The 20830-nt window shown below is 62.5% G+C and carries 19 protein-coding genes; 8 read left to right on the plus strand and 11 right to left on the minus strand.

Annotated features, from left to right (window positions below):
* Positions 1–103 precede the first annotated feature (103 nt).
* From BLV20_RS10200 to BLV20_RS10215, 4 genes are all read right to left on the minus strand, one after another.
* Positions 104–724: a C40 family peptidase gene (locus BLV20_RS10200; protein WP_092300540.1), complete on the minus strand. Its 621-nt coding sequence runs from the start codon at positions 722–724 to the stop codon at positions 104–106.
* 211 nt (positions 725–935) lie between these two features.
* Positions 936–1640 carry a DnaA regulatory inactivator Hda gene (hda, locus tag BLV20_RS10205; protein WP_007898944.1) on the minus strand — a complete coding sequence of 235 codons (705 nt, stop codon included), beginning with the start codon at positions 1638–1640 and terminating at the stop codon, positions 936–938.
* A 234-nt stretch (positions 1641–1874) separates the two neighbouring features.
* Positions 1875–2942, minus strand: a complete 1068-nt coding sequence (locus BLV20_RS10210; RefSeq protein ID WP_092300543.1) for an AI-2E family transporter — start codon at positions 2940–2942, stop codon at positions 1875–1877.
* Between the two features lie 36 nt (positions 2943–2978).
* Positions 2979–4016: a DUF2066 domain-containing protein gene (locus BLV20_RS10215; RefSeq protein WP_175540168.1), complete on the minus strand. Its 1038-nt coding sequence runs from the start codon at positions 4014–4016 to the stop codon at positions 2979–2981.
* Between the two features lie 386 nt (positions 4017–4402).
* Here BLV20_RS10215 and purM point away from each other — a divergent pair, with 386 nt between their 5' ends.
* The 4 genes from purM (at position 4403) to BLV20_RS10235 (ending at position 7363) form a co-directional block, all read left to right on the plus strand.
* Positions 4403–5461, plus strand: a complete 1059-nt coding sequence (gene purM / locus BLV20_RS10220; protein ID WP_092300549.1) for a phosphoribosylformylglycinamidine cyclo-ligase — start codon at positions 4403–4405, stop codon at positions 5459–5461.
* 11 nt (positions 5462–5472) lie between these two features.
* Complete coding sequence (gene purN, locus BLV20_RS10225; RefSeq protein ID WP_092301055.1) at positions 5473–6123, plus strand: phosphoribosylglycinamide formyltransferase; 651 nt, start codon at positions 5473–5475, stop codon at positions 6121–6123.
* An 8-nt stretch (positions 6124–6131) separates the two neighbouring features.
* On the plus strand, positions 6132–6845 hold the full coding sequence (locus BLV20_RS10230; RefSeq protein WP_092300552.1) for a DUF3108 domain-containing protein: 714 nt from the start codon (positions 6132–6134) through the stop codon (positions 6843–6845).
* Positions 6846–7174: 329 nt separating this feature from the next.
* Positions 7175–7363: a hypothetical protein gene (locus BLV20_RS10235; protein WP_092300555.1), complete on the plus strand. Its 189-nt coding sequence runs from the start codon at positions 7175–7177 to the stop codon at positions 7361–7363.
* A 94-nt stretch (positions 7364–7457) separates the two neighbouring features.
* On the opposite strand, the gene BLV20_RS10240 is transcribed toward BLV20_RS10235, so the two are convergent.
* From BLV20_RS10240 to BLV20_RS10270, 7 genes are all read right to left on the minus strand, one after another.
* Positions 7458–7997 carry a DUF2058 domain-containing protein gene (locus BLV20_RS10240; RefSeq protein WP_085531898.1) on the minus strand — a complete coding sequence of 180 codons (540 nt, stop codon included), beginning with the start codon at positions 7995–7997 and terminating at the stop codon, positions 7458–7460.
* Between the two features lie 27 nt (positions 7998–8024).
* Positions 8025–8858: a nucleoside triphosphate pyrophosphohydrolase gene (gene mazG / locus BLV20_RS10245; RefSeq protein WP_092300558.1), complete on the minus strand. Its 834-nt coding sequence runs from the start codon at positions 8856–8858 to the stop codon at positions 8025–8027.
* Between the two features lie 112 nt (positions 8859–8970).
* A complete protein-coding gene (relA, locus tag BLV20_RS10250; protein ID WP_092300561.1) occupies positions 8971–11214 on the minus strand; it encodes a GTP diphosphokinase in 2244 nt (747 codons plus the stop codon).
* Positions 11215–11334: 120 nt separating this feature from the next.
* Complete coding sequence (gene rlmD / locus BLV20_RS10255) at positions 11335–12687, minus strand: 23S rRNA (uracil(1939)-C(5))-methyltransferase RlmD (protein ID WP_092300564.1); 1353 nt, start codon at positions 12685–12687, stop codon at positions 11335–11337.
* On the minus strand, positions 12687–13589 hold the full coding sequence (cysM, locus tag BLV20_RS10260) for a cysteine synthase CysM (protein ID WP_092300567.1): 903 nt from the start codon (positions 13587–13589) through the stop codon (positions 12687–12689). Before cysM ends, rlmD begins: the two co-directional genes overlap by 1 nt.
* Before the next feature lie 80 nt (positions 13590–13669).
* The gene (locus tag BLV20_RS10265; protein ID WP_092300570.1) at positions 13670–15082 is read right to left on the minus strand and encodes a sensor histidine kinase; all 1413 of its coding nucleotides are present in this window, start codon (positions 15080–15082) and stop codon (positions 13670–13672) included.
* Positions 15069–15791: a response regulator transcription factor gene (locus BLV20_RS10270; protein ID WP_092300573.1), complete on the minus strand. Its 723-nt coding sequence runs from the start codon at positions 15789–15791 to the stop codon at positions 15069–15071. Before BLV20_RS10270 ends, BLV20_RS10265 begins: the two co-directional genes overlap by 14 nt.
* A 222-nt stretch (positions 15792–16013) precedes the next feature.
* Here BLV20_RS10270 and BLV20_RS10275 point away from each other — a divergent pair, with 222 nt between their 5' ends.
* The 4 genes from BLV20_RS10275 (at position 16014) to BLV20_RS10290 (ending at position 20756) form a co-directional block, all read left to right on the plus strand.
* Positions 16014–18767, plus strand: coding sequence for a response regulator (locus BLV20_RS10275; RefSeq protein WP_092300576.1), 2754 nt, complete (start codon positions 16014–16016; stop codon positions 18765–18767).
* Positions 18768–18832: 65 nt separating this feature from the next.
* The gene (locus BLV20_RS10280) at positions 18833–19822 is read left to right on the plus strand and encodes a 2-hydroxyacid dehydrogenase (RefSeq protein WP_092300579.1); all 990 of its coding nucleotides are present in this window, start codon (positions 18833–18835) and stop codon (positions 19820–19822) included.
* Positions 19823–19917: 95 nt separating this feature from the next.
* Entirely contained in the window at positions 19918–20355 is a 438-nt protein-coding gene (locus BLV20_RS10285; protein WP_092300582.1) for a hypothetical protein, read from the plus strand.
* The gene (locus BLV20_RS10290; RefSeq protein ID WP_092300585.1) at positions 20352–20756 is read left to right on the plus strand and encodes an META domain-containing protein; all 405 of its coding nucleotides are present in this window, start codon (positions 20352–20354) and stop codon (positions 20754–20756) included. Before BLV20_RS10285 ends, BLV20_RS10290 begins: the two co-directional genes overlap by 4 nt.
* Positions 20757–20830: the final 74 nt, after the last annotated feature.

The raw sequence follows: 20830 nt of genomic DNA on the forward strand, positions 1-20830 counted from the left end.
TAAGCAAGGCTTACGCGGTTAGTTTTCAACAATAGATCGGAATTCTAGCGTCTACGCACCAAACTTCAAGTAAGACTTTAACTTTGCCTTACAAAACGTCGGCTTATTTGCGCGCGGTGACCACAGTCGGGGCCATGGCGAGGGCGCGCTTGGCTTCGATGAAAGTCTTGCTCCAGTAGCTGTCGCCCAGGCTGTCTACCCGCACGCCACCGCTACGGCGACTGCTGGAGTGGATGAACTGGTCATCGCCCAGATAGATGCCGGCATGGCTTACGCGACCGCGGCGGCCGTTGGTAGCGAAGAACAGCAGGTCGCCCGGCTGCAACTTGTTACGTGCAACCAGCGGAGCGTCAACGTTGATCATTTCACGGGTGGAGCGCGGCAGATTCATGCCGGCTTCTTCACGGAACAGGTAACCGATGAAACCGCTGCAATCGAAACCGGCTTCGGAGGTACCGCCGAAACGGTAACGGGTACCGATCAGGGACATGCCACGTTCGAGGATACTGTCGGCCAGCACTGGCAGCTGATAAGGCTTGCTGTCAGCGAACTCGGCGAGTTCTTTTTCGGTTGCCAGCTCTTCCTGGAAAACAGTGGAAGACTGGGCTTTTGAAGAGTTTTGAACCTGTTGTTGCTCTTGTTGGCTCACTGGAGAGTGAGTAGCGCAGCCAAACAACAGGGTAACGAGTGCAAGAGGCACGAGGGGTGCGAAGCGCTTCAGCATGGGCACGACCGTGGCTTAAGTTATAAAGAAGTCGAGACTATGCCTTTTATCGATCTCATTTGCAAATTCAATCGATTGAAATGTGACTTATCGGTTTCTCGATTACATCTAAGGCCTTAAGCCCATTTTAAACGCTCGCGCTTCTGGATTTGCGTCCGGATGCGGTTTTCTGGCGCCTGGAATATGCCAAAAAGCCACTATCGTCGGCGACTTACCAGCCCAGGGTTTCTTTCAGAAAGGGAATGGTGAGCTTGCGTTGAGCCTGCAAAGAGGCCTGATCGAGACGCTCCAGCAGTTCGAACAGAGCACTCATGCTACGGGTACCGCGCGTCAGGATAAAGTGCCCGACCTCGTCGGTCAGGTGCAGCCCGCGACGCGAGGCGCGCAACTGCAATGCGCGCAATTTGTCTTCGTCGGAGAGCGGACGCATCTGGAAGATCAGCGCCAGGGTCAGGCGCGACTTGAGATCCGCCAGCTTCACCGGCAGCTCCCGCGGGGAAGTCGAAGCCGCGATCAACAGGCGCCGGCCGCTGTCACGCAGGCGATTGAACAAATGGAACAGCGCCTCTTCCCAGTCAGCCTTGCCCGCCACAGCCTGCAAGTCATCCAGGCAGACCAGTTCGTACTGCTCCAGGTTGTCGAGGATTTCGATACCGCGATCCAGCAATTCCGCCAACGGCAGATAGACCGCTGGTTCCCCCAACTGCTCGAACCGCAGGCAGGCAGCCTGCAACAAGTGCGTGCGCCCCACCCCATCCTTGCCCCAGAGGTAGATCAGGCTTTCGGTCCAGCCGGCGTCGGCTTCGCAAAGCCGCTCGACATAGCCGAGTGCTGCGGCATTGGCGCCTGGGTAGTAGTTGATGAAGGTGGCGTCATCACGCAGACGCACACCTAGGGGCAGCTGAATCGGTTTCATGCTGACTGAACAGTTCCAAACGAACCGTTAGTGGCCTCTGTGTAAAGTTTGCAAAGTTTATACCCGTGACGCCGGGCGCACAATGCAGCAGACCACAAGCAAAATCAAAGGTTTGCGTTAGCCTGACGAAATCACCGGGGTTTCTTTGACGGTGGATGTGACAGCTGTAAAGGCCCTCGGCGCCACCCGCCTGAAACGCGGGCGCCCCGAGAGCACAATCACCTGTTGCTACGGCTAGGGTTCTTCCACGCCGCCGTAGATATCCGAGTCCTTGTACAGGTCATGGACATGGCGCACCAGCACCATGATCACCGCGGCTACCGGCAAGGCCAGCAGGATGCCGGTGAAGCCGAACAACTCGCCACCGGCGAGAATCGCGAAAATCACCGCCACCGGGTGCAGGCCGATCCGGTCCCCCACCAACAAAGGAGTCAGCACCATGCCTTCCAGGGCCTGGCCGACCATGAACACCGCCACGATGCCGATCATTGGATACAGGTCGCCACCGAACTGGAACAACCCGGCGATCAACGCCGCACCAATGCCAATGACAAACCCCATGTACGGCACAATGGCCGCCAGGCCGGCAATCAAGCCGATCAACAGGCCCAGCTCCAGCCCGACCAGCATCAGGCCGGCGGCATAGATCATCCCCAGGGCAACCATCACCAGCAACTGGCCACGGACGAACGCCCCCAACACCTCATGGCATTCCCCGGCCAGCGCCACCGCACGCTCTTCGCGATCACGGGGCAACAGGCCGCGGATCTTGGCCATCATCAGGTCCCAATCGCGCAGCAGGTAAAAGCTGACCACGGGAATCAGCACCAGGTTCGCCAGCCAGCCAATCAGTGCCAGGCTCGAGGCCGTTGCCTGGCTCAGCACCACGCCGACGATATCGGTGGTCTGCCCCATGTGTTCGCTGATTGCCGCCTTGACCTTGTCGAACTTCCAGAAACCATCGGACAAGCCCAGCTTGGATTGCGCCCACGGCATCGCCGTGTGCTGCAACCAATCGAGCATCTGCGGCGCCAGTTCGTACAGGCGCAGCAGTTGCTTGGCGAGCATAGGTACCAGCACCAGCAACAACGCCATGACGATCAGGGTGAACAAGGCGAATACCGCCACCACGCCCCAGGTGCGCGACAAGCCGAGCTTTTCCAGGCGATCCACCAACGGATCGAACAGATAAGCCAGCAACAAGGCCACCAGGAACGGCGTCAGGATCGGATGCAACAGGTATACAAACGCACTGAGCAGGACCAACCCGCCCAACCAGACCCAACGACGCGTATCAACCATGAACCACTCCATTGCCTCTATATAAAGAAAGAAAACCTACCAGCGAAAACGCAGTTGCACGGCCGGCGCAGGCGCAGGCGCGGGTGTTGCGCCATCGACAGTCGGCTGGACAGGCGCGGCGCCCGCCGGGACTTCCTGCAACCGGGCCAGACTCAACTGCGCGCGCAACTGCTCGGCGCTGCCGCTGACCCGGTACACCGAACGATCACCCTCGACGCTTTGCAAACGCCCGCCAAAGGGTTCGAGCAAACGCCCCAGCGCCGCGTAGCGCTCCAGATTCATGCCCTGCACTTCCAGCAACTGCTCGCTGGAGGCGCCGGGCTTGACCACGAAACGCGGGGCCAGGCGCTGGCTGACCGCCAGCAGCACGGCATCGGCCAAAGCCGGCACATCGGCTCCCTGGACGCTACCCTGCTCCTTCTGGTCACCCAGCCACAGGCGCCATTTGGCCTGCCACTGGCCACCCTCCTCACTGGCATGCACCGCCAGCAGGGCGTCCGCGCCGTAACGCTCGGACGCGGCACGCAATGGCGCCGGATCAGCACCTTCCAGATTCGGGGCCGTGGCGACAATCTGCTCATTCAGATCAGCCAGCGGCAAACGTAGCGGCAAGCCGCGATGCTGAGCCGCGCGTCGCAGCGGCGCGGCACTGGCCTGGCCATCGCCCACCAGGCTAGAACCTTCACTGGAATCCGTCAGCCACCAGCCGAGAATCGATGGACGATTGCTGCCCCACAGCGGCAAGCCGGCCTGGCGCAACGCCCGATCGGTGCTGGCCGGGTCGAAATCGACTTGCAGGCTCTCGGGAGGGCCGGCGTCGTAGCCGTATTGGCTGATGATCTGCTGCGGGTCCTTGCGAAGGGCCGCCAGCCCCGGGTTTTGCAGGGCCTTGCTATCACCGGTCAGACGCAGCACCAGGGTTTCCAGGGCTCGCTGGGTAGCCTGATCGCGTTCGCCAGGGGCCTGGCTACTGACCGGCTCGCGGACCTGATACAGGTTATTGAGGGTTTCGGCATGACTCGCCAGGCTGACCAATGACAAGCAGCCCATAAAAAGAAATTTGCACAAGCGCATGGAGGATTCCCGACGACAAAAGGCGGCTGGAACAGACCGCATGAACAGACTGGATCCAGGCTGTGACCACAAAGCCTGGGCAAACATTCACCCGATCGATGGAAGTTTTCGTGCTGTCATAACGACAGCGGGTACAAGGCTATACCTTATACAGCGCTGAGCGACCCGATCGACACGCGCAGTTGCGGTTTTTTTTAAGCGGATATGCCCTGCCCGTCGGCCCGAGGATGGCCGCTACACCTCAAGCCTGATAAAATCGCGCGCCTTCGCAGACCGGCAACAGCCGGGGTCGCTGAAATGAGTGCGCGGCATTGCCGCCGCGACTGTTTCAATGGCCTCCCTGGACTCGGTCGATACCCCCTGAATCCCCCCTAAAGGCCTGGATCATGAGCAAGCAACCCTCCCTGAGCTACAAAGACGCCGGTGTAGACATCGACGCCGGTGAAGCATTGGTCGAACGCATCAAGAGCGTCGCCAAGCGCACTGCGCGCCCGGAAGTCATGGGCGGCCTGGGCGGTTTCGGCGCCCTCTGCGAAATCCCGGCCGGCTACAAGCAGCCTGTACTGGTCTCCGGCACCGACGGCGTGGGCACCAAGCTGCGCCTGGCACTGAACCTGAACAAGCACGACAGCATCGGCCAGGACCTGGTCGCCATGTGCGTCAATGACCTGGTGGTCTGCGGCGCCGAGCCGCTGTTCTTCCTCGACTACTACGCCACCGGCAAACTGAACGTCGACGTCGCTGCCACTGTGGTCACCGGTATCGGTGCCGGCTGCGAACTGGCTGGCTGCTCCCTGGTTGGCGGCGAAACCGCTGAAATGCCCGGCATGTATGAAGGCGAAGACTACGATCTGGCCGGCTTCTGCGTCGGCGTGGTGGAAAAAGCCGAAATCATCGACGGCTCCAAGGTAGCCAGCGGCGATGCCCTGCTCGCCCTGCCGTCTTCCGGCCCGCACTCCAACGGCTACTCGCTGATCCGCAAGATCATCGAAGTCTCCGGTGCCGACATCGAAACCGTCCAGCTCGACGGCAAGCCGCTGACCGAACTGCTGATGGCCCCGACCCGCATCTACGTCAAGCCACTGCTCAAGCTGATCAAGGACACTGGCGCGGTCAAAGCCATGGCCCACATCACTGGCGGCGGCCTGCTGGACAACATCCCGCGCGTCCTGCCAAAAGGCGCCCAGGCCGTGGTCGACGTGGCCAGCTGGCAGCGTCCGGCGGTATTCGACTGGCTGCAGGAGAAAGGCAATGTCGACGAACACGAAATGCATCGCGTGCTGAACTGCGGCGTAGGCATGGTGATCTGCGTGGCTCAGGAGCACGTTGAAACTGCCCTGAACGTCCTGCGCGAAGCCGGCGAACAGCCTTGGGTGATTGGTCAGATCGCTAGCGCTGCCGAAGGCGCTGCCCAGGTCGAGCTGAAAAACCTCAAGGCACATTGATGCAAGAGCCGATGCCAGCCACTTGTGATGTAGTGGTGCTGTTGTCCGGTAGCGGCAGCAACTTGCAGGCCCTGATCGACAGTAGCCGGGCCGACGACAGCCCGGTACGCATCCGCGCGGTGATTTCCAACCGCGCCGATGCCTACGGCCTGCAACGCGCACGGGACGCGGGTATCGATACCCGCGCCCTCGATCACAAGGCATTCGAAGGTCGCGAGGCCTTCGATGCCGCACTGATCGAACTGATTGATGCCTTCCAACCCAAACTCGTGGTGCTTGCCGGATTCATGCGCATTCTCAGCGCGGATTTCGTGCGGCACTATCAGGGACGCCTGCTCAATATCCATCCCTCGCTGCTCCCCAAATACAAAGGGTTACACACTCATCAGCGAGCGCTGGAGGCCGGAGACAAAGAGCACGGCTGCAGCGTGCACTTCGTGACAGAGGAACTCGATGGCGGACCACTGGTCGTACAGGCTGTGATCCCGGTAGAGTTGCACGACTCGCCGCAAAGCCTGGCGCAGCGGGTCCACGTCCAGGAACACCGGATTTACCCGATGGCCGTACGCTGGTTTGCCGAAGGTCGACTCACACTCGGCGAACAGGGTGCTTTACTGGATGGTCAGTTACTGGCCGCCAGTGGCCACTTGATTCGTAATTAGGAGATTTTATGCGTCGCGCCCTGCTCTTCGCTTGTGCTCTGCTCGCCCTGCCCTTCGTGCAGGCTGCGGACCTTCAACCCTTCTCCGCCAGCTATACCGCCGACTGGAAACAGCTGCCGATGAGCGGTACCGCTGAACGCAGCCTGGAAAAGAACGCCGACGGCACCTGGAAGCTGAGCTTCAAGGCCTCGATGATGATCGCCAGCCTGACTGAAGAAAGCACCCTGAAGCTCGACAAGGACACCCTGCTGCCGCAGTCCTATCACTTCGAGCGCGGTGGCCTGGGCAAAGCCAAGAAGGCCGATCTGGACTTCGACTGGAACGCCAAGATGGTCACCGGCACCGATCGGGGTGACGCGGTCAAGATCCCGCTCAATCGCGGCATGGTCGACAAATCCACCTACCAGCTCGCCCTGCAGCACGATGTAGCCGCCGGCAAGAAAAGCATGAGCTATCAGGTGGTCGACGATGGTGAAGTCGATACCTATGACTTCCGTGTCCTGGGTTCGGAAAAAGTCGACACCAAGGCCGGCCAGATCGATGCGATCAAGGTCGAGCGCGTGCGCGACCCGACACAGAGCAAACGCATTACCGTCATGTGGTTCGCCAAGGATTGGGATTACCTGCTGGTTCGCCTGCAACAGGTCGAAACCGACGGCAAGGAGTACAACATCATGCTCCTGAACGGCACCGTCAACGGCAAGACAGTCAAAGGCAGCTAAGCCCGCGACACGATGAAAAAAGCCCCGCATGCGGGGCTTTTTTTCGCCTGATGTTTCTGCCTCATCGCTCGTGAGGGGCTTTTCCCTGCCCAGGCCAGTGCGCTTGCTCACCTAGAAATGCCGGCCCGACTGCCGCCCAAACATGAAACTTTTTTCATGAAACCCTGGCTCCTGCGACCGAATGTCACAGTTTTCGCGGCCTGCGCGACTGTTGCAAAAACCGCAAAGAATTATTGCATTTGAAAGCAATTTACTTAGCCAGCTAACAAAATATATAACGGAGTCCTGCACACGCCTTGCTGCAGATCAATAGAGATTGGAGCTAGCAGATGACTGTAAAAGTAACTGAACGCGACGATTCACACATGTCCCATGAAGGCGTAGCCGCAGGTGTACGGATCTGGGACGTGCATCAACAAGACATGCTGGTGGGAATGTTTCATTCCGAGACCGATGCCCATAATTACAAGGCCGAACTGGAGAAGCTGGAGCAGAATCGCGCGCCGCGAAGCTCCTGATTTCTCAATGACTGCCGCGACGGCCGCCACGCATCGACCGCCGCCGCAGAAACAACAAACCCCGCTCAAGGCGGGGTTTGTTGTTTCTGCGGGTTTACCACATCAGATCGTCAGGAATCTGGTAGGCCGCGTATGGATCGTCCTCATCCGGCGCCTCGGTCGGCGTATTGAGCTGAACGATGCGCCGCGGATCGCGCTCCTGGATCTTCAGCGCCGCTTCACGCGGGATCACTTCATAACCGCCGGCGTGATGCACGATGGCCAGCGAGCCGCTGCTCAGCTTGTTGCGCATCAGGGTGTTCACCGACAGGCGCTTGACCTTCTTGTCGTCGACGAAGTTGTAGTAATCCTCGGTGGTCAGCTTCGGCAGGCGCGACACCTCGATCAATTGCTTGATCTGCGCGGCACGGGCTTTCTGCTCGGCCTTTTCCTGCTGTTGGCGGTTGAGCTCCTGGTCGCGCTTGACCTTCTCGGCCATGGCTTCCTGGGCAGCGCGCTGCTGGGTATCGTCCAGTTCGATCTGGCCTTTGTGGGCCAGGCGTTGCTGCTTCTGTTTCTCTTTGCTGACCTGTTTGGCCTGCTTTTGGTTGACCAGCCCTGCTTTGAGCAACTGGTCGCGAAGGGAAAGGCTCATTGATGCTCACTCACTTAGGCAACAGCCTCAGCCGCAGCTGGGCAAATTCTTTTCCTGACGTTTGGCTTCGCCCCACAAGGCGTCCAACTCTTCGAGGGTGCAATCTTCCATGGGTCGGCGGGTATCGCGCAATGCCTGCTCGATAAATCGGAAACGCCGCTCGAACTTGGCATTGGCGCCACGCAAGGTGGTTTCCGGGTCGACCTTCAGATGCCGGGCCAGGTTGACCACGGCGAACAGCAGGTCGCCCACTTCGTCGGCGATCGCCTGCGGATCATTCTCGGACATGGCTTCGAGCACTTCGTCGAGCTCTTCGCGGATCTTGTCCACCACCGGCAATGCATCCGGCCAGTCAAAGCCAACCTGGGCCGCGCGCTTTTGCAGCTTGGCCGAACGGGACAAGGCTGGCAGCGCCGCGGGCACATCGTCGAGCAAGGACAACTGCAACGGCTGCGCCGACTTCTCGGCGCGCTCCTCGGCCTTGATCTCTTCCCAGCGCTGCTTGACCTGCTCTTCATCCAGCCGCGGGGTATCCAGCGCTGCGTACAGATCCCCGGTAGGGAATACATGGGGATGGCGGCGGATCAGCTTGCGGGTGATGCTATCGACCACGCCGTCGAACTCGAAACGCCCCTCCTCGCGCGCCAGCTGGCTGTAATACACCACCTGGAACAGCAGATCGCCCAGCTCGCCCTGCAAGTGCTCGAAATCGCCGCGCTCGATGGCGTCGGCCACTTCGTAGGCCTCTTCCAGGGTGTGGGGGACGATGGTGGCGTAGCTCTGCTTGATATCCCAAGGGCAGCCGTACTGCGGATCCCGCAGTCGCGCCATCAGGTGCAACAGGTCTTCAAGGCTGTACATCGGTCACTCTCATTGCCAAACCATGTTTTCTGTAGGAGCGAGGCTTGCCCGCGATAGCGGTATGTCAGGCAAACCGCCATCGCGGGCAAGCCTCGCTCCTACGCTCCGACTTTCAAGGGGTACGGTTACGGCGGGTTTCGATGATGTTCGGCAACTGGGAAATACGCCCCAGCAACCGCCCTAATGCGTCCAGCCCCGGAATCTCGATGGTCAGGGACATCAGCGCGGTGTTGTCCTCCTTGTTCGAGCGGGTGTTGACCGCCAGCACGTTGATCCGCTCGTTGAGCAATACCTGGGACACGTCACGCAGCAACCCGGAGCGGTCGTAGGCACGAATGATGATGTCCACCGGATAGGTCTGCACCGGCACCGGTCCCCAGCTGACCTGGATGATCCGCTCCGGCTCGCGCCCGGCCAGTTGCAACACCGAGGCGCAATCCTGGCGGTGAATGCTCACCCCACGCCCCTGGGTGATGTAACCGACGATCGCATCCCCCGGCAACGGCTGGCAGCAACCGGCCATCTGGGTCAGCAGGTTGCCGACCCCCTGGATCTGGATATCGCCGCGCTTGCCTGGCTTGTAGCCGGTGGCCTTGCGCGGGATCAGCTCCAGCTGTTCGTTGCCGCGCTCCGGCTCCACCAGTTGCTGCGCCAGGTTGACCAGTTGCGCCAGGCGCAGGTCGCCCGCGCCCAGGGCGGCGAACATGTCCTCGGCGGTTTTCATGTTGGCCTTGTCGGCCAGCTTGTCGAAATCCACCTGCGGCAGATCGAGGCGATTAAGTTCGCGCTCGAGCAGGGTCTTGCCCGCTGCCACGTTCTGGTCGCGGGCCTGCAGCTTGAACCAGTGGACGATCTTCGCCCGCGCCCGCGACGTGGTGACATAACCCAGGTTCGGGTTCAGCCAGTCGCGGCTCGGCGTGCCGTGCTTGCTGGTGATGATCTCGACCTGCTCGCCGGTCTGCAGGCTGTAGTTGAGGGGCACGATGCGCCCGTTGATCTTCGCGCCGCGGCAGTTGTGGCCGATCTCGGTATGCACGCGGTAGGCGAAGTCCAGCGGGGTGGCGCCTTTCGGCAAGTCGATGGCGTGGCCGTCGGGGGTGAAGATGTAGACCCGATCCGGTTCGATATCCACCCGCAGCTGTTCGGCCAGGCCGCCGATATCCCCCAGCTCCTCGTGCCACTCGAGCACCTGACGCAGCCAGGAGATTTTCTCTTCGTAGTGGTTGGAACCGGATTTGACGTCGGTGCCCTTGTAGCGCCAGTGCGCGCAAACCCCCAGCTCGGCCTCTTCGTGCATCGCGTGGGTACGGATCTGCACTTCCAACACCTTGCCTTCAGGGCCGATCACCGCCGTATGCAGCGAGCGGTAGCCGTTCTCCTTGGGGTTGGCGATGTAGTCGTCGAACTCTTTCGGAATATGCCGCCACAGCGTATGGACGATGCCCAGCGCGGTGTAGCAGTCGCGCATTTCCGGGACCAGCACGCGTACCGCGCGCACGTCGTAGATCTGGCTGAACTCCAGGCCCTTGCGCTGCATTTTGCGCCAGATCGAATAGATGTGTTTGGCCCGGCCGCTGATGTCGGCGTCGACGCCGGTGGCCTGCAGCTCGTTCTGCAACTGGTTCATCACGTCGGAGATGAAGCGCTCGCGATCAAGGCGCCGCTCGTGCAGCAATTTGGCGATCTGCTTGTATTGCTCAGGCTCCAGGTAGCGGAAGGACAGGTCCTCCAGCTCCCACTTGATATGCCCGATACCGAGGCGATGGGCCAGCGGCGCGTAGATGTCGAAGACTTCCCGGGCGACCCGATTGCGTTTCTCGTCGTCGGCGTGTTTTACCGCGCGGATCGCGCAAGTCCGCTCGGCCAGCTTGATCAACGCCACGCGCACGTCATCGACCATCGCCACCAGCATCTTGCGCAGGTTTTCCACCTGGGCCTGGGTGCCGAGCACGAGGGATTGACGAGGGCTGAGGCTGGCGCTGATCGCCGCCATGCGCAGCACGCCGTCAATCAGCTTGGCCACCACCGGGCCGAAGCGCTGGCTGACGGCCGGCAGCGGAATCTGGCCTTCCCGGACGCCGCGGTACAGCACCGCGGCCACCAGCGAGTCCTGATCCAGCTTGAGATCGGCGAGGATCTCCGCGATCTCCAGGCCCGTGCTGAAACTCGACAGGTCTTCGCCGCTGAGATTCTTCGCGGCGATGTGTTGTAACTCTGCCTCACGAGCGAACTCGCAGGCTTCTTTCAAGGCTTCACGGTCCAGTGCCATGTCGACGCTGACCGCATGATCGAGCCACGCCTCGAGATTGATACTGCCGTCGGTGTTGATCGGCTGGTGCGCTCTCACCTGTACCATCTTGCTTTACCTTCCCTACGACGCACATTCAATGCGTCAAATCGCTGACCTTCACTGCCAGTATTTCCTCGCTGGGCCGGCGAGTGCTGCCTGACGGGCCAACGGATTAGACGAGCCATCCTAGCTCGCTTCAAATAACGCCATGGCCTCGACATGTGCCGTCTGAGGAAACATATCGAGGATCCCGGCACGTTTTAACCGGTAGCCCTGCCTGACCAGTTCGACTGTGTCACGCGCCAGAGTGGCAGGGTTGCATGACACATAAACCAGGCGCTTGGCGCCCAGGCTCGCCAGCTTGCGTACCACCTCGAAAGCCCCGTCCCGAGGTGGGTCCAAGAGTACCGCAGAAAAGCCTTCGCGGGCCCACTCGGCGTCGCCCAGGGGCTGCGATAAATCGGCCTGAAAAAACCGGGTGTTATGCAAATTGTTGCTAGCGGCATTCTGTGCGGCGCGCTCAACCATGGTTGCCACCCCTTCGACTGCCACCACTTCACGAACGCTCTGCGCCAGCGGCAAGGCAAAGTTGCCCAGGCCGCAAAACAGGTCCAGCACGCGCTCGTCGGCCTGTGGCGCCAGCCACTCCAGGGCCTGGGCCACCATCGCCTCGTTGACCCCGGCATTGACCTGGACAAAGTCCCCCGGCCGATAGGCCAGCTGCAGATTCCACGGCTCCAGGCGATAGCCCAGGGCCTGGTCCGGGTCCACCGGTTGCGGCTCGTCTTCGCCATGCAGCCACAGCTGGGCCTCATGGAACGCGCAGAACGCCTGGAGAATCTCCAGGTCAGCCGCGGACAACGGCGCCATGTGACGCAGCAGCACGGCAATCGCCGAACCGCTGAACAACTCCACATGCCCCAGCGCCTGAGGTTTACTCAGACGCTGCAACATGGCCGGCAAGCGGCTCATGATCGGTTGCAAGGGCTGTACCAGCACCGGGCATTCGTCGATAGGGACAATGTCCTGGCTGCCGGCCGCGCGGAAACCCACTTCGAGCTTTTTCGCCTTGGCGTCCCAGCGCACCGCGACCCGCGCCCGACGTCGGTAGCCGAACTCCGGACCGCTCAACGGCGCCGCCCACTCCTGCGGCTCGACACCGGCGACACGCGACAGCTGCTCGGCGAGCATGCGCTGTTTCAGGGCAAGCTGTTCGTCGTGGGGCAGATGCTGCACGCTGCAGCCGCCGCAACGCCCGGCATGGGGGCACGGCGCCGGCCGCCGCAAATCGCTGGCGGTGAATACGCGCTCGGTACGGGCTTCCACCACTTTGCCGTGGGCGCCCAACACTCGCGCCTCGACCTCTTCGCCCGCCAGCGCACCGGCGACGAACCAGGTACGCCCCTCAAGGAAGGCAATGCCACGGCCGTCGTTGGCCAGGCGCTCGATCTTCAGGCGCTGTTTCTTTCCGACGGGGATCTGCGCCGCCCGGCTGCCGCCCGCAGGCTGGAAGCGCAGGCCTCTGACTGGCTTAGCCATCAGTTGGGCGCATCGAAAATGCCGGTCGACAGGTAACGGTCGCCACGGTCACAGATGATCGCGACGATCACCGCGTTTTCGACCTCGCGGGACAGGCGCAACATCGCCGCCACCGCACCGCCTGACGATACGCCGCAGAAGATGCCTTCTTCGCGGGCCAGGCGCCGGGTCACGTCTTCGGCTTCGCTTTGCGCCATGTCGACGATGCGATCGACGCGACTGGCCTGGTAGATCTTCGGCAGGTATTCCTGCGGCCAGCGACGAATGCCAGGAATGGCCGAGCCTTCCATCGGTTGCAGGCCGACGATCTGCACGTTCGGGTTCTGCTCCTTCAGGTACCGCGAGGTGCCCATGATGGTGCCGGTGGTGCCCATGGAGCTGACGAAATGGGTAATGGTGCCCTCGGTCTGCCGCCAGATTTCCGGGCCGGTGCCGGTGTAGTGCGCTTCAGGGTTATCGCCGTTGGCGAACTGGTCGAGCACCTTGCCGCGACCTTCGGCCTGCATCTTTTCGGCCAGGTCGCGCGCACCTTCCATGCCCTCTTCCTGGCTGACCAGGATCAGCTCGGCGCCATAGGCGGTCATCGCCGCCTTGCGCTCGGCACTGGAATTGTCGGGCATGATCAAAATCATCTTGTAGCCCTTGATCGCCGCAGCCATGGCCAGGGCGATCCCGGTATTGCCCGAGGTCGCCTCGATCAGCGTATCGCCGGGATGAATCTGCCCACGCAGCTCGGCGCGCGTAATCATCGACAGCGCCGGGCGGTCCTTGACCGAACCCGCCGGGTTATTGCCCTCGAGCTTGAGCAGCAGGGTATTGCTGGTGACGCCAGGCAGGCGCTGCAAACGGACCAGCGGGGTGTTGCCGACGCAATCGGCGATGGTGGGGTACTGCAAGGTCATGGCGTATTCGCAATCCGGACTGCGGGGGCGCCTATCATACCGGCAAACGTTCGCAGGCCATATCACGCAAAGTGAGGGTCTTATGGCTTAACGATATAAGGCAGTGAATCGGCCTCGATCGGCGGCGCCTCCACCGCAACGGCAGCCCGTAGAAGCATGTACAGGCGCAGGCCGCGACCGGCATTTTCAGCCCACAATTGGCCGCCCTGACGCTGTACGGCGTTGCGCGCAATGCTCAGCCCCAGGCCGAAACCGCCATTGCCGGGACGCGAGCCATCGAGGCGGGTGAAGGGATCGAAGATCCGCTGCAGATCGGCATCGGCCACGCCCGGCCCTTCATCCTCCAGCCACAACAGCCAATGCTCGCCCTGGCGCTGGCCGTCCAGCAGCACACGACCGCCGGCGGGGGAATGGCGAATGGCATTGCGCAAGATGTTTTCCAGGGCCTGGGCCAGGGTATTGAGATTGCCCCGCACCCAGCACGAGGCGTCCAGCGCGCAATGCAGTTGCGTGGCCGACCAGGCGCTTTCGAAGCAGGCGTTTTCCGTGAGCATTTCCCACAGAGCCTGGATCTGGATGTCTTCCTCGACCAGCGGCGCCCGCTCGGCGTCGAGCCAGGCCAGTTGCAGGGTGTCGTCCACCAGCCGCTGCATGCCATCGACTTCCCGCGCCAGCCGCTCGCGCAACGCCGGCAGGCTCTGTTCGCCATCGCAGGCCACCCGCAGGCGGCTCAAGGGCGTGCGCAATTCATGGGAAAGATCGCGCAGCAATTGCTGCTGCAAGGCCACCGTGCCTTGCAGGCGCTCGGACATCTGGTCGAAGGCCCGGCCCAACTCACCCAGTTCATCCTGGCGACTGGTGGTCTGGCTCGACAGTCGCGCATTCAATTGATCGGCGCGCCAGGCGTTGGCCTGCTCGCGCAGCTGGTTCAGCGGCACCACCAGCAGTCGATACAACCCGACACACAGCAGCAGGGTAAACAGGCCGGGGATCACCCCGTTGGTCAGCACCCGCCAGAACACCCGGTAGCGCCCGGGCATGAACCGCTGGGGCAATTCGATCACCAGGCTGCCAGCGGACGGATCGTTGGGAAATGGAATCTTCAGCCAGGGCAAACCACGGGTGTGGCGGCTGACCGGCCAATCCAGGCCGCGCAGGAAGGTCAGGTGCTGGCTCTCGGTTTCGCTCAGCGGATAGCTGCTCAGCGACTGCAGGTCGCGCCCGATGACGCCGATCCAATGGCGCTCGCGCCCGGCCATGCCTTGCAGCCAGGTATCGACCCCGGCCCTGTGGCCCTGTTTCCAGGCGTGTTCGGCTTCGGCGGCGTAGCCGGTCAGCGTGCCGCGGGCCTCATCGGAGAGGAACAGGTTTTTCTGTTCCATATAGCGGCCCCAGGACCAGCTCAGCCAGATCATCAGCAGGCAGAACGCGACCAACAGGCAGGCCAGCTTCCAGAACAGCGAGTGCCTGCCGGGCAGCTCAGGCCATTTCATCGATGGCGCTCAGCACATAGCCCTTGCCCCAGACCGTGCGTACTTCGCGCGCGAGGTAACCGATGGCCTTGAGTTTGCGGCGGATCTGGCTGACATGCATGTCCAGGCTGCGATCATGGGGCGCATAGCCACGCTGCAGCACATGCTGATAAAGGAAGGGTTTGCTCAGGACCTCGTCGCCATTGCGATTGAGCGTCTCCAAAAGACGGTACTCGCTGCGGGTCAGCCCGGCCCACTGCTGCCCGTAATGCACGTCGCACAGTTCGTCGTCGAAATGCAGCCCGCGCGCTTCCTGCCTGAGCGGCGCCGGGTCCGGCCGGCGGTCTAGGGCCACACGCCGCAAGATGGCTTCGATCCGTACCCGCAGCTCGGCCATGCTGAAAGGCTTGGGCAAATAATCGTCGGCCCCCAGGCGAAAACCGCTGATGCGATCCGCCTCGGCCCCCAGCGCCGACATCAGCAGCACCGGCGTGGAATGGCTCTGGCGAAAATGCGTGAGCACCTCCAGGCCGTCCATCCCCGGCAGCAGGATATCCATCAGCACCACATCGAACGATTGCTCGCGGGCCATCGTCAGGCCTTCCTGGCCGTTCTGGCACCAGGTCACCTCAAAACCACAACGCCCCAGTTGCTCATGCACATAGGCACCGAGCACCAGGTCGTCTTCGATACTCAGGATCCGGGGATGGCCGGCAGATACGGGATTCATTGGCTTCTGCAAGTAATTCTCAGTTGCGCGATTATTCAAGATTGTCCGCGGCCGGGCAACCGACACCGGTCGACAAAACGCTGGCCGGGCGCCGAGACATCCGAGCCATTGCGCGGTCAATTTTGCGAAGAATGCCGTCAAGCAAATGGCTACACTGCGCAGGTGGTGCGCACCGGACGTGCGCAGGGTTCATTCAAAATGGCGTGGTAGCAGGAGAGTTGCGTGCTTAAGAAACTGGGAATCAAAGGCCGCGTGCTGTTACTGACCTTGCTGCCAACCAGCCTGATGGCGTTGGTACTGGGCGGTTATTTCACCTGGATGCAGCAATCGGACCTGCAAACCCAGCTTCTGCACCGAGGCGAAATGATCGCCGAGCAACTGGCGCCCCTGGTGGCTCCCGCCCTGGCCCATCAGGACACTTCCCTGCTGGAGCGCATCGCCACCCAATCCCTGGAACAGCAGGACGTGCGCGCAGTGACTTTCCTCGCGCCCGACCGCACGCCGCTGGCCCATGCCGGCCCGAGCATGCTCAACCAGGCGCCGACCGGCAACGGCAGCCAGATGCTGCAACGCACCGGCAGCGACGCCACCCGCTATCTGCTGCCGGTGTTCGGCCGCCACCGCAACCTGGCCGGCGACCTGATTCCCGACGAGTCCGACCGCCTGCTCGGCTGGGTCGAGCTGGAACTGTCCCATAACAGCATGCTGCTGCGCGGCTACCGCAGCCTGTTCGCCAGCCTGCTGCTGATTACCGCCGGGCTGATCTGCACCGGCCTGCTGGCACTGCGCATGGGGCGAACCATCAACGACCCGCTGAGCCAGATCAAACAGGCCGTCACCCAGCTCAAGGACGGCAACCTGGAAACCCGCCTGCCCTTGCTCGGCAGCCAGGAACTGGACGAGCTGGCCTCGGGCATCAACCGCATGGCCGGCACCCTGCAGAATGCCCAGGAAGAACTGCAGCACAGCATCGACCAGGCCACCGAGGACGTCCGGCAAAACCTGGAGACCATCGAGATCCAGAACATCGAGCTGGACCTGGCGCGCAAGGAGGCCCTGGAGGCCAGCCGGATCAAGTCCGAATTCCTGGCCAACATGAGCCATGAAATCCGCACGCCGCTCAACGGCATCCTCGGCTTCACTCATTTGTTGCAGAAAAGCGAGCTGACCCCGCGCCAGCTGGATTACCTGGGCACCATCGAAAAATCCGCCGACAGCCTGCTGGGAATCATCAACGAAATTCTCGACTTCTCGAAAATCGAAGCCGGCAAGCTGGTGCTCGACAGCATTCCGTTCAACCTGCGCGACCTGTTGCAGGACACCCTGACCATTCTCGCTCCGGCCGCCCACGCCAAGCAGCTGGAACTGGTCAGCCTGGTGTATCGCGATACCCCGCTGTCGCTGGTGGGCGACCCGCTGCGCCTCAAGCAGATCCTCACCAATCTGGTGAGCAACGCCATCAAGTTCACCCGCGAAGGCACCATCGTCGCCCGGGCCATGCTTGAAGAGGAGCACGAAGACAGCGTGCAACTGCGCATCAGCATTCAGGACACCGGCATCGGCCTGTCGAACCAGGACGTGCGCGCCCTGTTCCAGGCGTTCAGCCAGGCCGACAATTCGCTGTCGCGACAACCCGGCGGGACTGGCCTGGGGCTGGTGATTTCCAAGCGCCTGATCGAACAGATGGGCGGCGAGATCGGCGTCGACAGCACGCCCGGCGAAGGTTCGGAGTTCTGGATCAGCCTGCGTCTGCCGAAAACCCGCGACGACGCCGAAGACCTGCCGGCCCCGCCGCTGCTCGGCAGGCGGGTCGCGGTCCTGGAAAACCATGAGCTGGCGCGCCAGGCCCTACAGCATCAACTCGAGGACTGCGGCCTGGAAGTCACTCCGTTCAACACCCTGGAAGCCCTGACCAACGGGGTGACCGGCGTGCACCAGACCGACCAGGCGATCGATCTGGCGGTCCTCGGCATCACCACCAACGACATGCTGCCGGAACGCCTCAACCAGCACATCTGGGACCTCGAGCACCTGGGCTGCAAAGTCCTGGTGCTGTGCCCGACCACCGAACAGACGCTCTTCCACCTGTCGGTGCCCAACCCTCACAGCCAGTTGCAGGCCAAACCGGCGTGCACGCGCAAACTGCGGCGCGCCCTGGCCGACCTGGTCAACCCCAAGGTGGTGCGCAGCGAGCCGAGCGAACCGATCGCCAGCCGCCCGCCACGGGTGCTGTGTGTCGATGACAACCCGGCCAACCTGCTGCTGGTGCAGACCCTGCTCGAAGACATGGGCGCCAAGGTGCTCGCGGTCGACAGCGGCTATGCGGCGGTCAAGGCGGTGCAGAACGAGTCGTTCGACCTGGTGATGATGGACGTGCAGATGCCCGGCATGGACGGTCGCCAGAGCACCGAGGCGATTCGCCAGTGGGAAAGCGAGCGCAACTGCACGCCGCTGCCAGTGATCGCCCTCACCGCCCACGCCATGGCCAACGAAAAGCGCGCGCTGCTGCAAAGCGGCATGGACGATTACCTGACCAAACCCATCAGTGAGCGGCAACTGGCCCAGGTGGTGCTGAAGTGGACCGGCCTGGCCCTGCGCAACCAGGGCCCGGAACGCTCTGGCGAAGTGTCTGGCAACGGCCTCGAGCTGCAAGTGCTGGATCACGACGAAGGCTTGCGCCTGGCCGCCGGCAAGGCGGACCTGGCGGCCGACATGCTGGCCATGCTCCTGGCCTCGCTGGAAGCCGATCGCGAAGCGATTCGCGCCGCCCGTACCGCCAACGATCACAATGCGTTGATCGAGCGGGTCCATCGCCTGCACGGGGCGACCCGCTATTGTGGAGTGCCGCAGTTGCGCGCCGCCTGCCAGCGCAGCGAAACCCTGCTCAAGCAGGAAGACGTCAAGGCCTTCGCCGCCCTCGACGAGCTCGAACGGGCCATTAGTCGCCTGGCCACGGAGGCCCGCATCAACGCCTGATTCAAGGCAACGACACGTCAGCCCCGCAGGTTCATGCTCGGGGCAACTTTCACAAGGACGACGCCATGCGCACGATTCTCTTCAGCAGCCAGAACTATGACCGCGACAGCTTCCTCGGCGCCGCCTTGCCGCCGGGCATCGAGCTGCAATTCCAGGCGGCGCGCCTGAGCCTGGACACCGCGGCGCTGGCCGAACACCACGACGTGGTCTGTGCCTTTATCAACGACGACCTGAGCGCCCCGGTACTGGAGCAACTGGCTGCCGGCGGCACGCGCTTGATCGCGCTGCGTTCGGCCGGCTACAACCATGTCGACCTGGCCGCGGCCAAGCGCCTGGGCCTGGGCGTGGTGCGGGTGCCCGCCTACTCGCCCCATGCCGTGGCCGAACACGCCGTGGCGCTGATCCTGGCGCTGAACCGCCGCCTGCACCGCGCCTACAACCGCACCCGCGAAGGCGACTTCAGCCTGCACGGCCTGACTGGCTTCGACCTGGTGGGAAAAACCGTCGGCATCGTCGGCACCGGGCAGATCGGCGCCACCTTTGCCCGGATCATGGCCGGCTTCGGCTGCCAGCTGCTGGCCCACGACCCCTTCCCCAACCCGCAAGTCGAAGCCCTGGGCGCGCGCTACCTGAGCCTGCCGGAGCTGCTGGCCCAGGCGCAGATCATCAGCCTGCACTGCCCGCTCACCGCCGATAGCAAACACCTGATCAACCGCCAGAGCCTGGCGCGGATGCAACCGGGAGCGATGCTGATCAACACCGGCCGCGGTGGCCTGGTGGATACCCCGGCGCTGATCGAGGCGCTGAAGAACGGCCAACTGGGCTATCTCGGGCTGGATGTCTACGAAGAGGAAGCGCAGCTGTTCTTCGAAGACCGCTCCGACCTGCCGCTGCAGGACGACGTGCTGGCGCGGCTGCTGACTTTCCCCAACGTGATCGTCACCGCCCACCAGGCATTCCTCACCCGCGAGGCCCTGGCGGCGATTGCCGAGACCACCTTGCACAACATTGCCGCCTGGGCCGCTGGCGCGCCCTGCAATCAAGTGGAAGGCTGAGCCGAATCGACGGACCGGCGGTAAGCGAAGGTCATCTGCCTGCAACCTGAGGGATCGGGCTGCGTGCTAGCATACGCGCCAGATTTGGAGGACCCATGGTCGAACACGATTTCCGCTACAGCCTGATGAACCCGCAACACACCCTGATCGAATGCCGCGCCCTGGTGCCCGGCCGCTATCAGGTCACCGGCAACGGTGGTTCCATCCGCAACGACGACGTACTGATCGTGACCCTCAAGGGCAGCAAAGACCTGTCGATGCGCCTGACAGTGGAAACCGTGCGGCACCTGATCAACCCGGTCGGCCAATGGGTCGCCGTGGCCCGTGGCCCGGTATTCGGCGAACTGGCGATCCATCAATGGCAGGTCAACTGCGACAGTTGCGCGACCGAGCTGAGCTTTGAGTTCGCGGTGGATGCCAAGCTGGGCAGCAAGGCGCAAAAGCCCGCCGCCAGTGCGCGGATCGCCGAACTCGGCTGGATCGGCGAAGGGGAAAAGCACCGCTGCCCGAAATGCCAGCGAGCCGCCCAATGAAACGCCTGGCATTGACCACCGCGCTCGGCGCCAGCCTGCTGGGTTGCGCGGCGGAACCAGTGAAACTGCAGCAGGATCGCAGCTACATCCTGGAATGGATTGGCGAACGTCCGCTGATCGATTACAGCCACCTGACCATCACCCTCGGTGAAGACGGCCGTGCCTATGGCAACGGCGGCTGCAACCACTGGTTCGCGCCCTACACCCTGGAAGGCGACAAGCTCAGCTTCGGCAAGGTCGGCAGCACCCGCAAGATGTGCGCGCCGGCCCTGATGGAGCAGGAGCGACGCTTCCTGCAGGCGCTGGAAACAATCCAGCGCTGGGATATTTCGCCGATCGAACAAGTGCGTTTCTGGCCGGCCGAGGGCAAGCCGTTGCGCTGGTGGCTCGAGGAAGGCTGATACCGCCCCCTGTAGCCGCTGCCGCAGGCTGCGATAAGGTCCGCAGGACCTTCAATCGCAACGGCCTTGCAGGC

It is taken from the genome of Pseudomonas sp. NFIX28 (genome assembly GCF_900107395.1).
GTDB lineage: Bacteria > Pseudomonadota > Gammaproteobacteria > Pseudomonadales > Pseudomonadaceae > Aquipseudomonas.

Bases quoted from the DNA above. Each gene is read 5' to 3' on its own strand.
- hda (WP_007898944.1), bottom strand. From the start codon at position 1,640: ATGAAACCGATTCAGCTGCCCCTAGGTGTGCGTCTGCGTGATGACGCC.
- mazG (WP_092300558.1), bottom strand. From the start codon at position 8,858: ATGTACAGCCTTGAAGACCTGTTGCACCTGATGGCGCGACTGCGGGAT.
- purN (WP_092301055.1), top strand. From the start codon at position 5,473: ATGCCAGCCACTTGTGATGTAGTGGTGCTGTTGTCCGGTAGCGGCAGC.
- BLV20_RS10210 (WP_092300543.1), bottom strand. From the start codon at position 2,942: ATGGTTGATACGCGTCGTTGGGTCTGGTTGGGCGGGTTGGTCCTGCTC.
- BLV20_RS10290 (WP_092300585.1), top strand. From the start codon at position 20,352: ATGAAACGCCTGGCATTGACCACCGCGCTCGGCGCCAGCCTGCTGGGT.
- BLV20_RS10235 (WP_092300555.1), top strand. From the start codon at position 7,175: ATGACTGTAAAAGTAACTGAACGCGACGATTCACACATGTCCCATGAA.
- BLV20_RS10280 (WP_092300579.1), top strand. From the start codon at position 18,833: ATGCGCACGATTCTCTTCAGCAGCCAGAACTATGACCGCGACAGCTTC.
- BLV20_RS10200 (WP_092300540.1), bottom strand. From the start codon at position 724: ATGCTGAAGCGCTTCGCACCCCTCGTGCCTCTTGCACTCGTTACCCTG.
- BLV20_RS10240 (WP_085531898.1), bottom strand. From the start codon at position 7,997: ATGAGCCTTTCCCTTCGCGACCAGTTGCTCAAAGCAGGGCTGGTCAAC.
- BLV20_RS10265 (WP_092300570.1), bottom strand. From the start codon at position 15,082: ATGAAATGGCCTGAGCTGCCCGGCAGGCACTCGCTGTTCTGGAAGCTG.
- BLV20_RS10230 (WP_092300552.1), top strand. From the start codon at position 6,132: ATGCGTCGCGCCCTGCTCTTCGCTTGTGCTCTGCTCGCCCTGCCCTTC.
- BLV20_RS10285 (WP_092300582.1), top strand. From the start codon at position 19,918: ATGGTCGAACACGATTTCCGCTACAGCCTGATGAACCCGCAACACACC.
- cysM (WP_092300567.1), bottom strand. From the start codon at position 13,589: ATGACCTTGCAGTACCCCACCATCGCCGATTGCGTCGGCAACACCCCG.
- relA (WP_092300561.1), bottom strand. From the start codon at position 11,214: ATGGTACAGGTGAGAGCGCACCAGCCGATCAACACCGACGGCAGTATC.
- BLV20_RS10215 (WP_175540168.1), bottom strand. From the start codon at position 4,016: ATGCGCTTGTGCAAATTTCTTTTTATGGGCTGCTTGTCATTGGTCAGC.
- rlmD (WP_092300564.1), bottom strand. From the start codon at position 12,687: ATGGCTAAGCCAGTCAGAGGCCTGCGCTTCCAGCCTGCGGGCGGCAGC.
- BLV20_RS10270 (WP_092300573.1), bottom strand. From the start codon at position 15,791: ATGAATCCCGTATCTGCCGGCCATCCCCGGATCCTGAGTATCGAAGAC.
- purM (WP_092300549.1), top strand. From the start codon at position 4,403: ATGAGCAAGCAACCCTCCCTGAGCTACAAAGACGCCGGTGTAGACATC.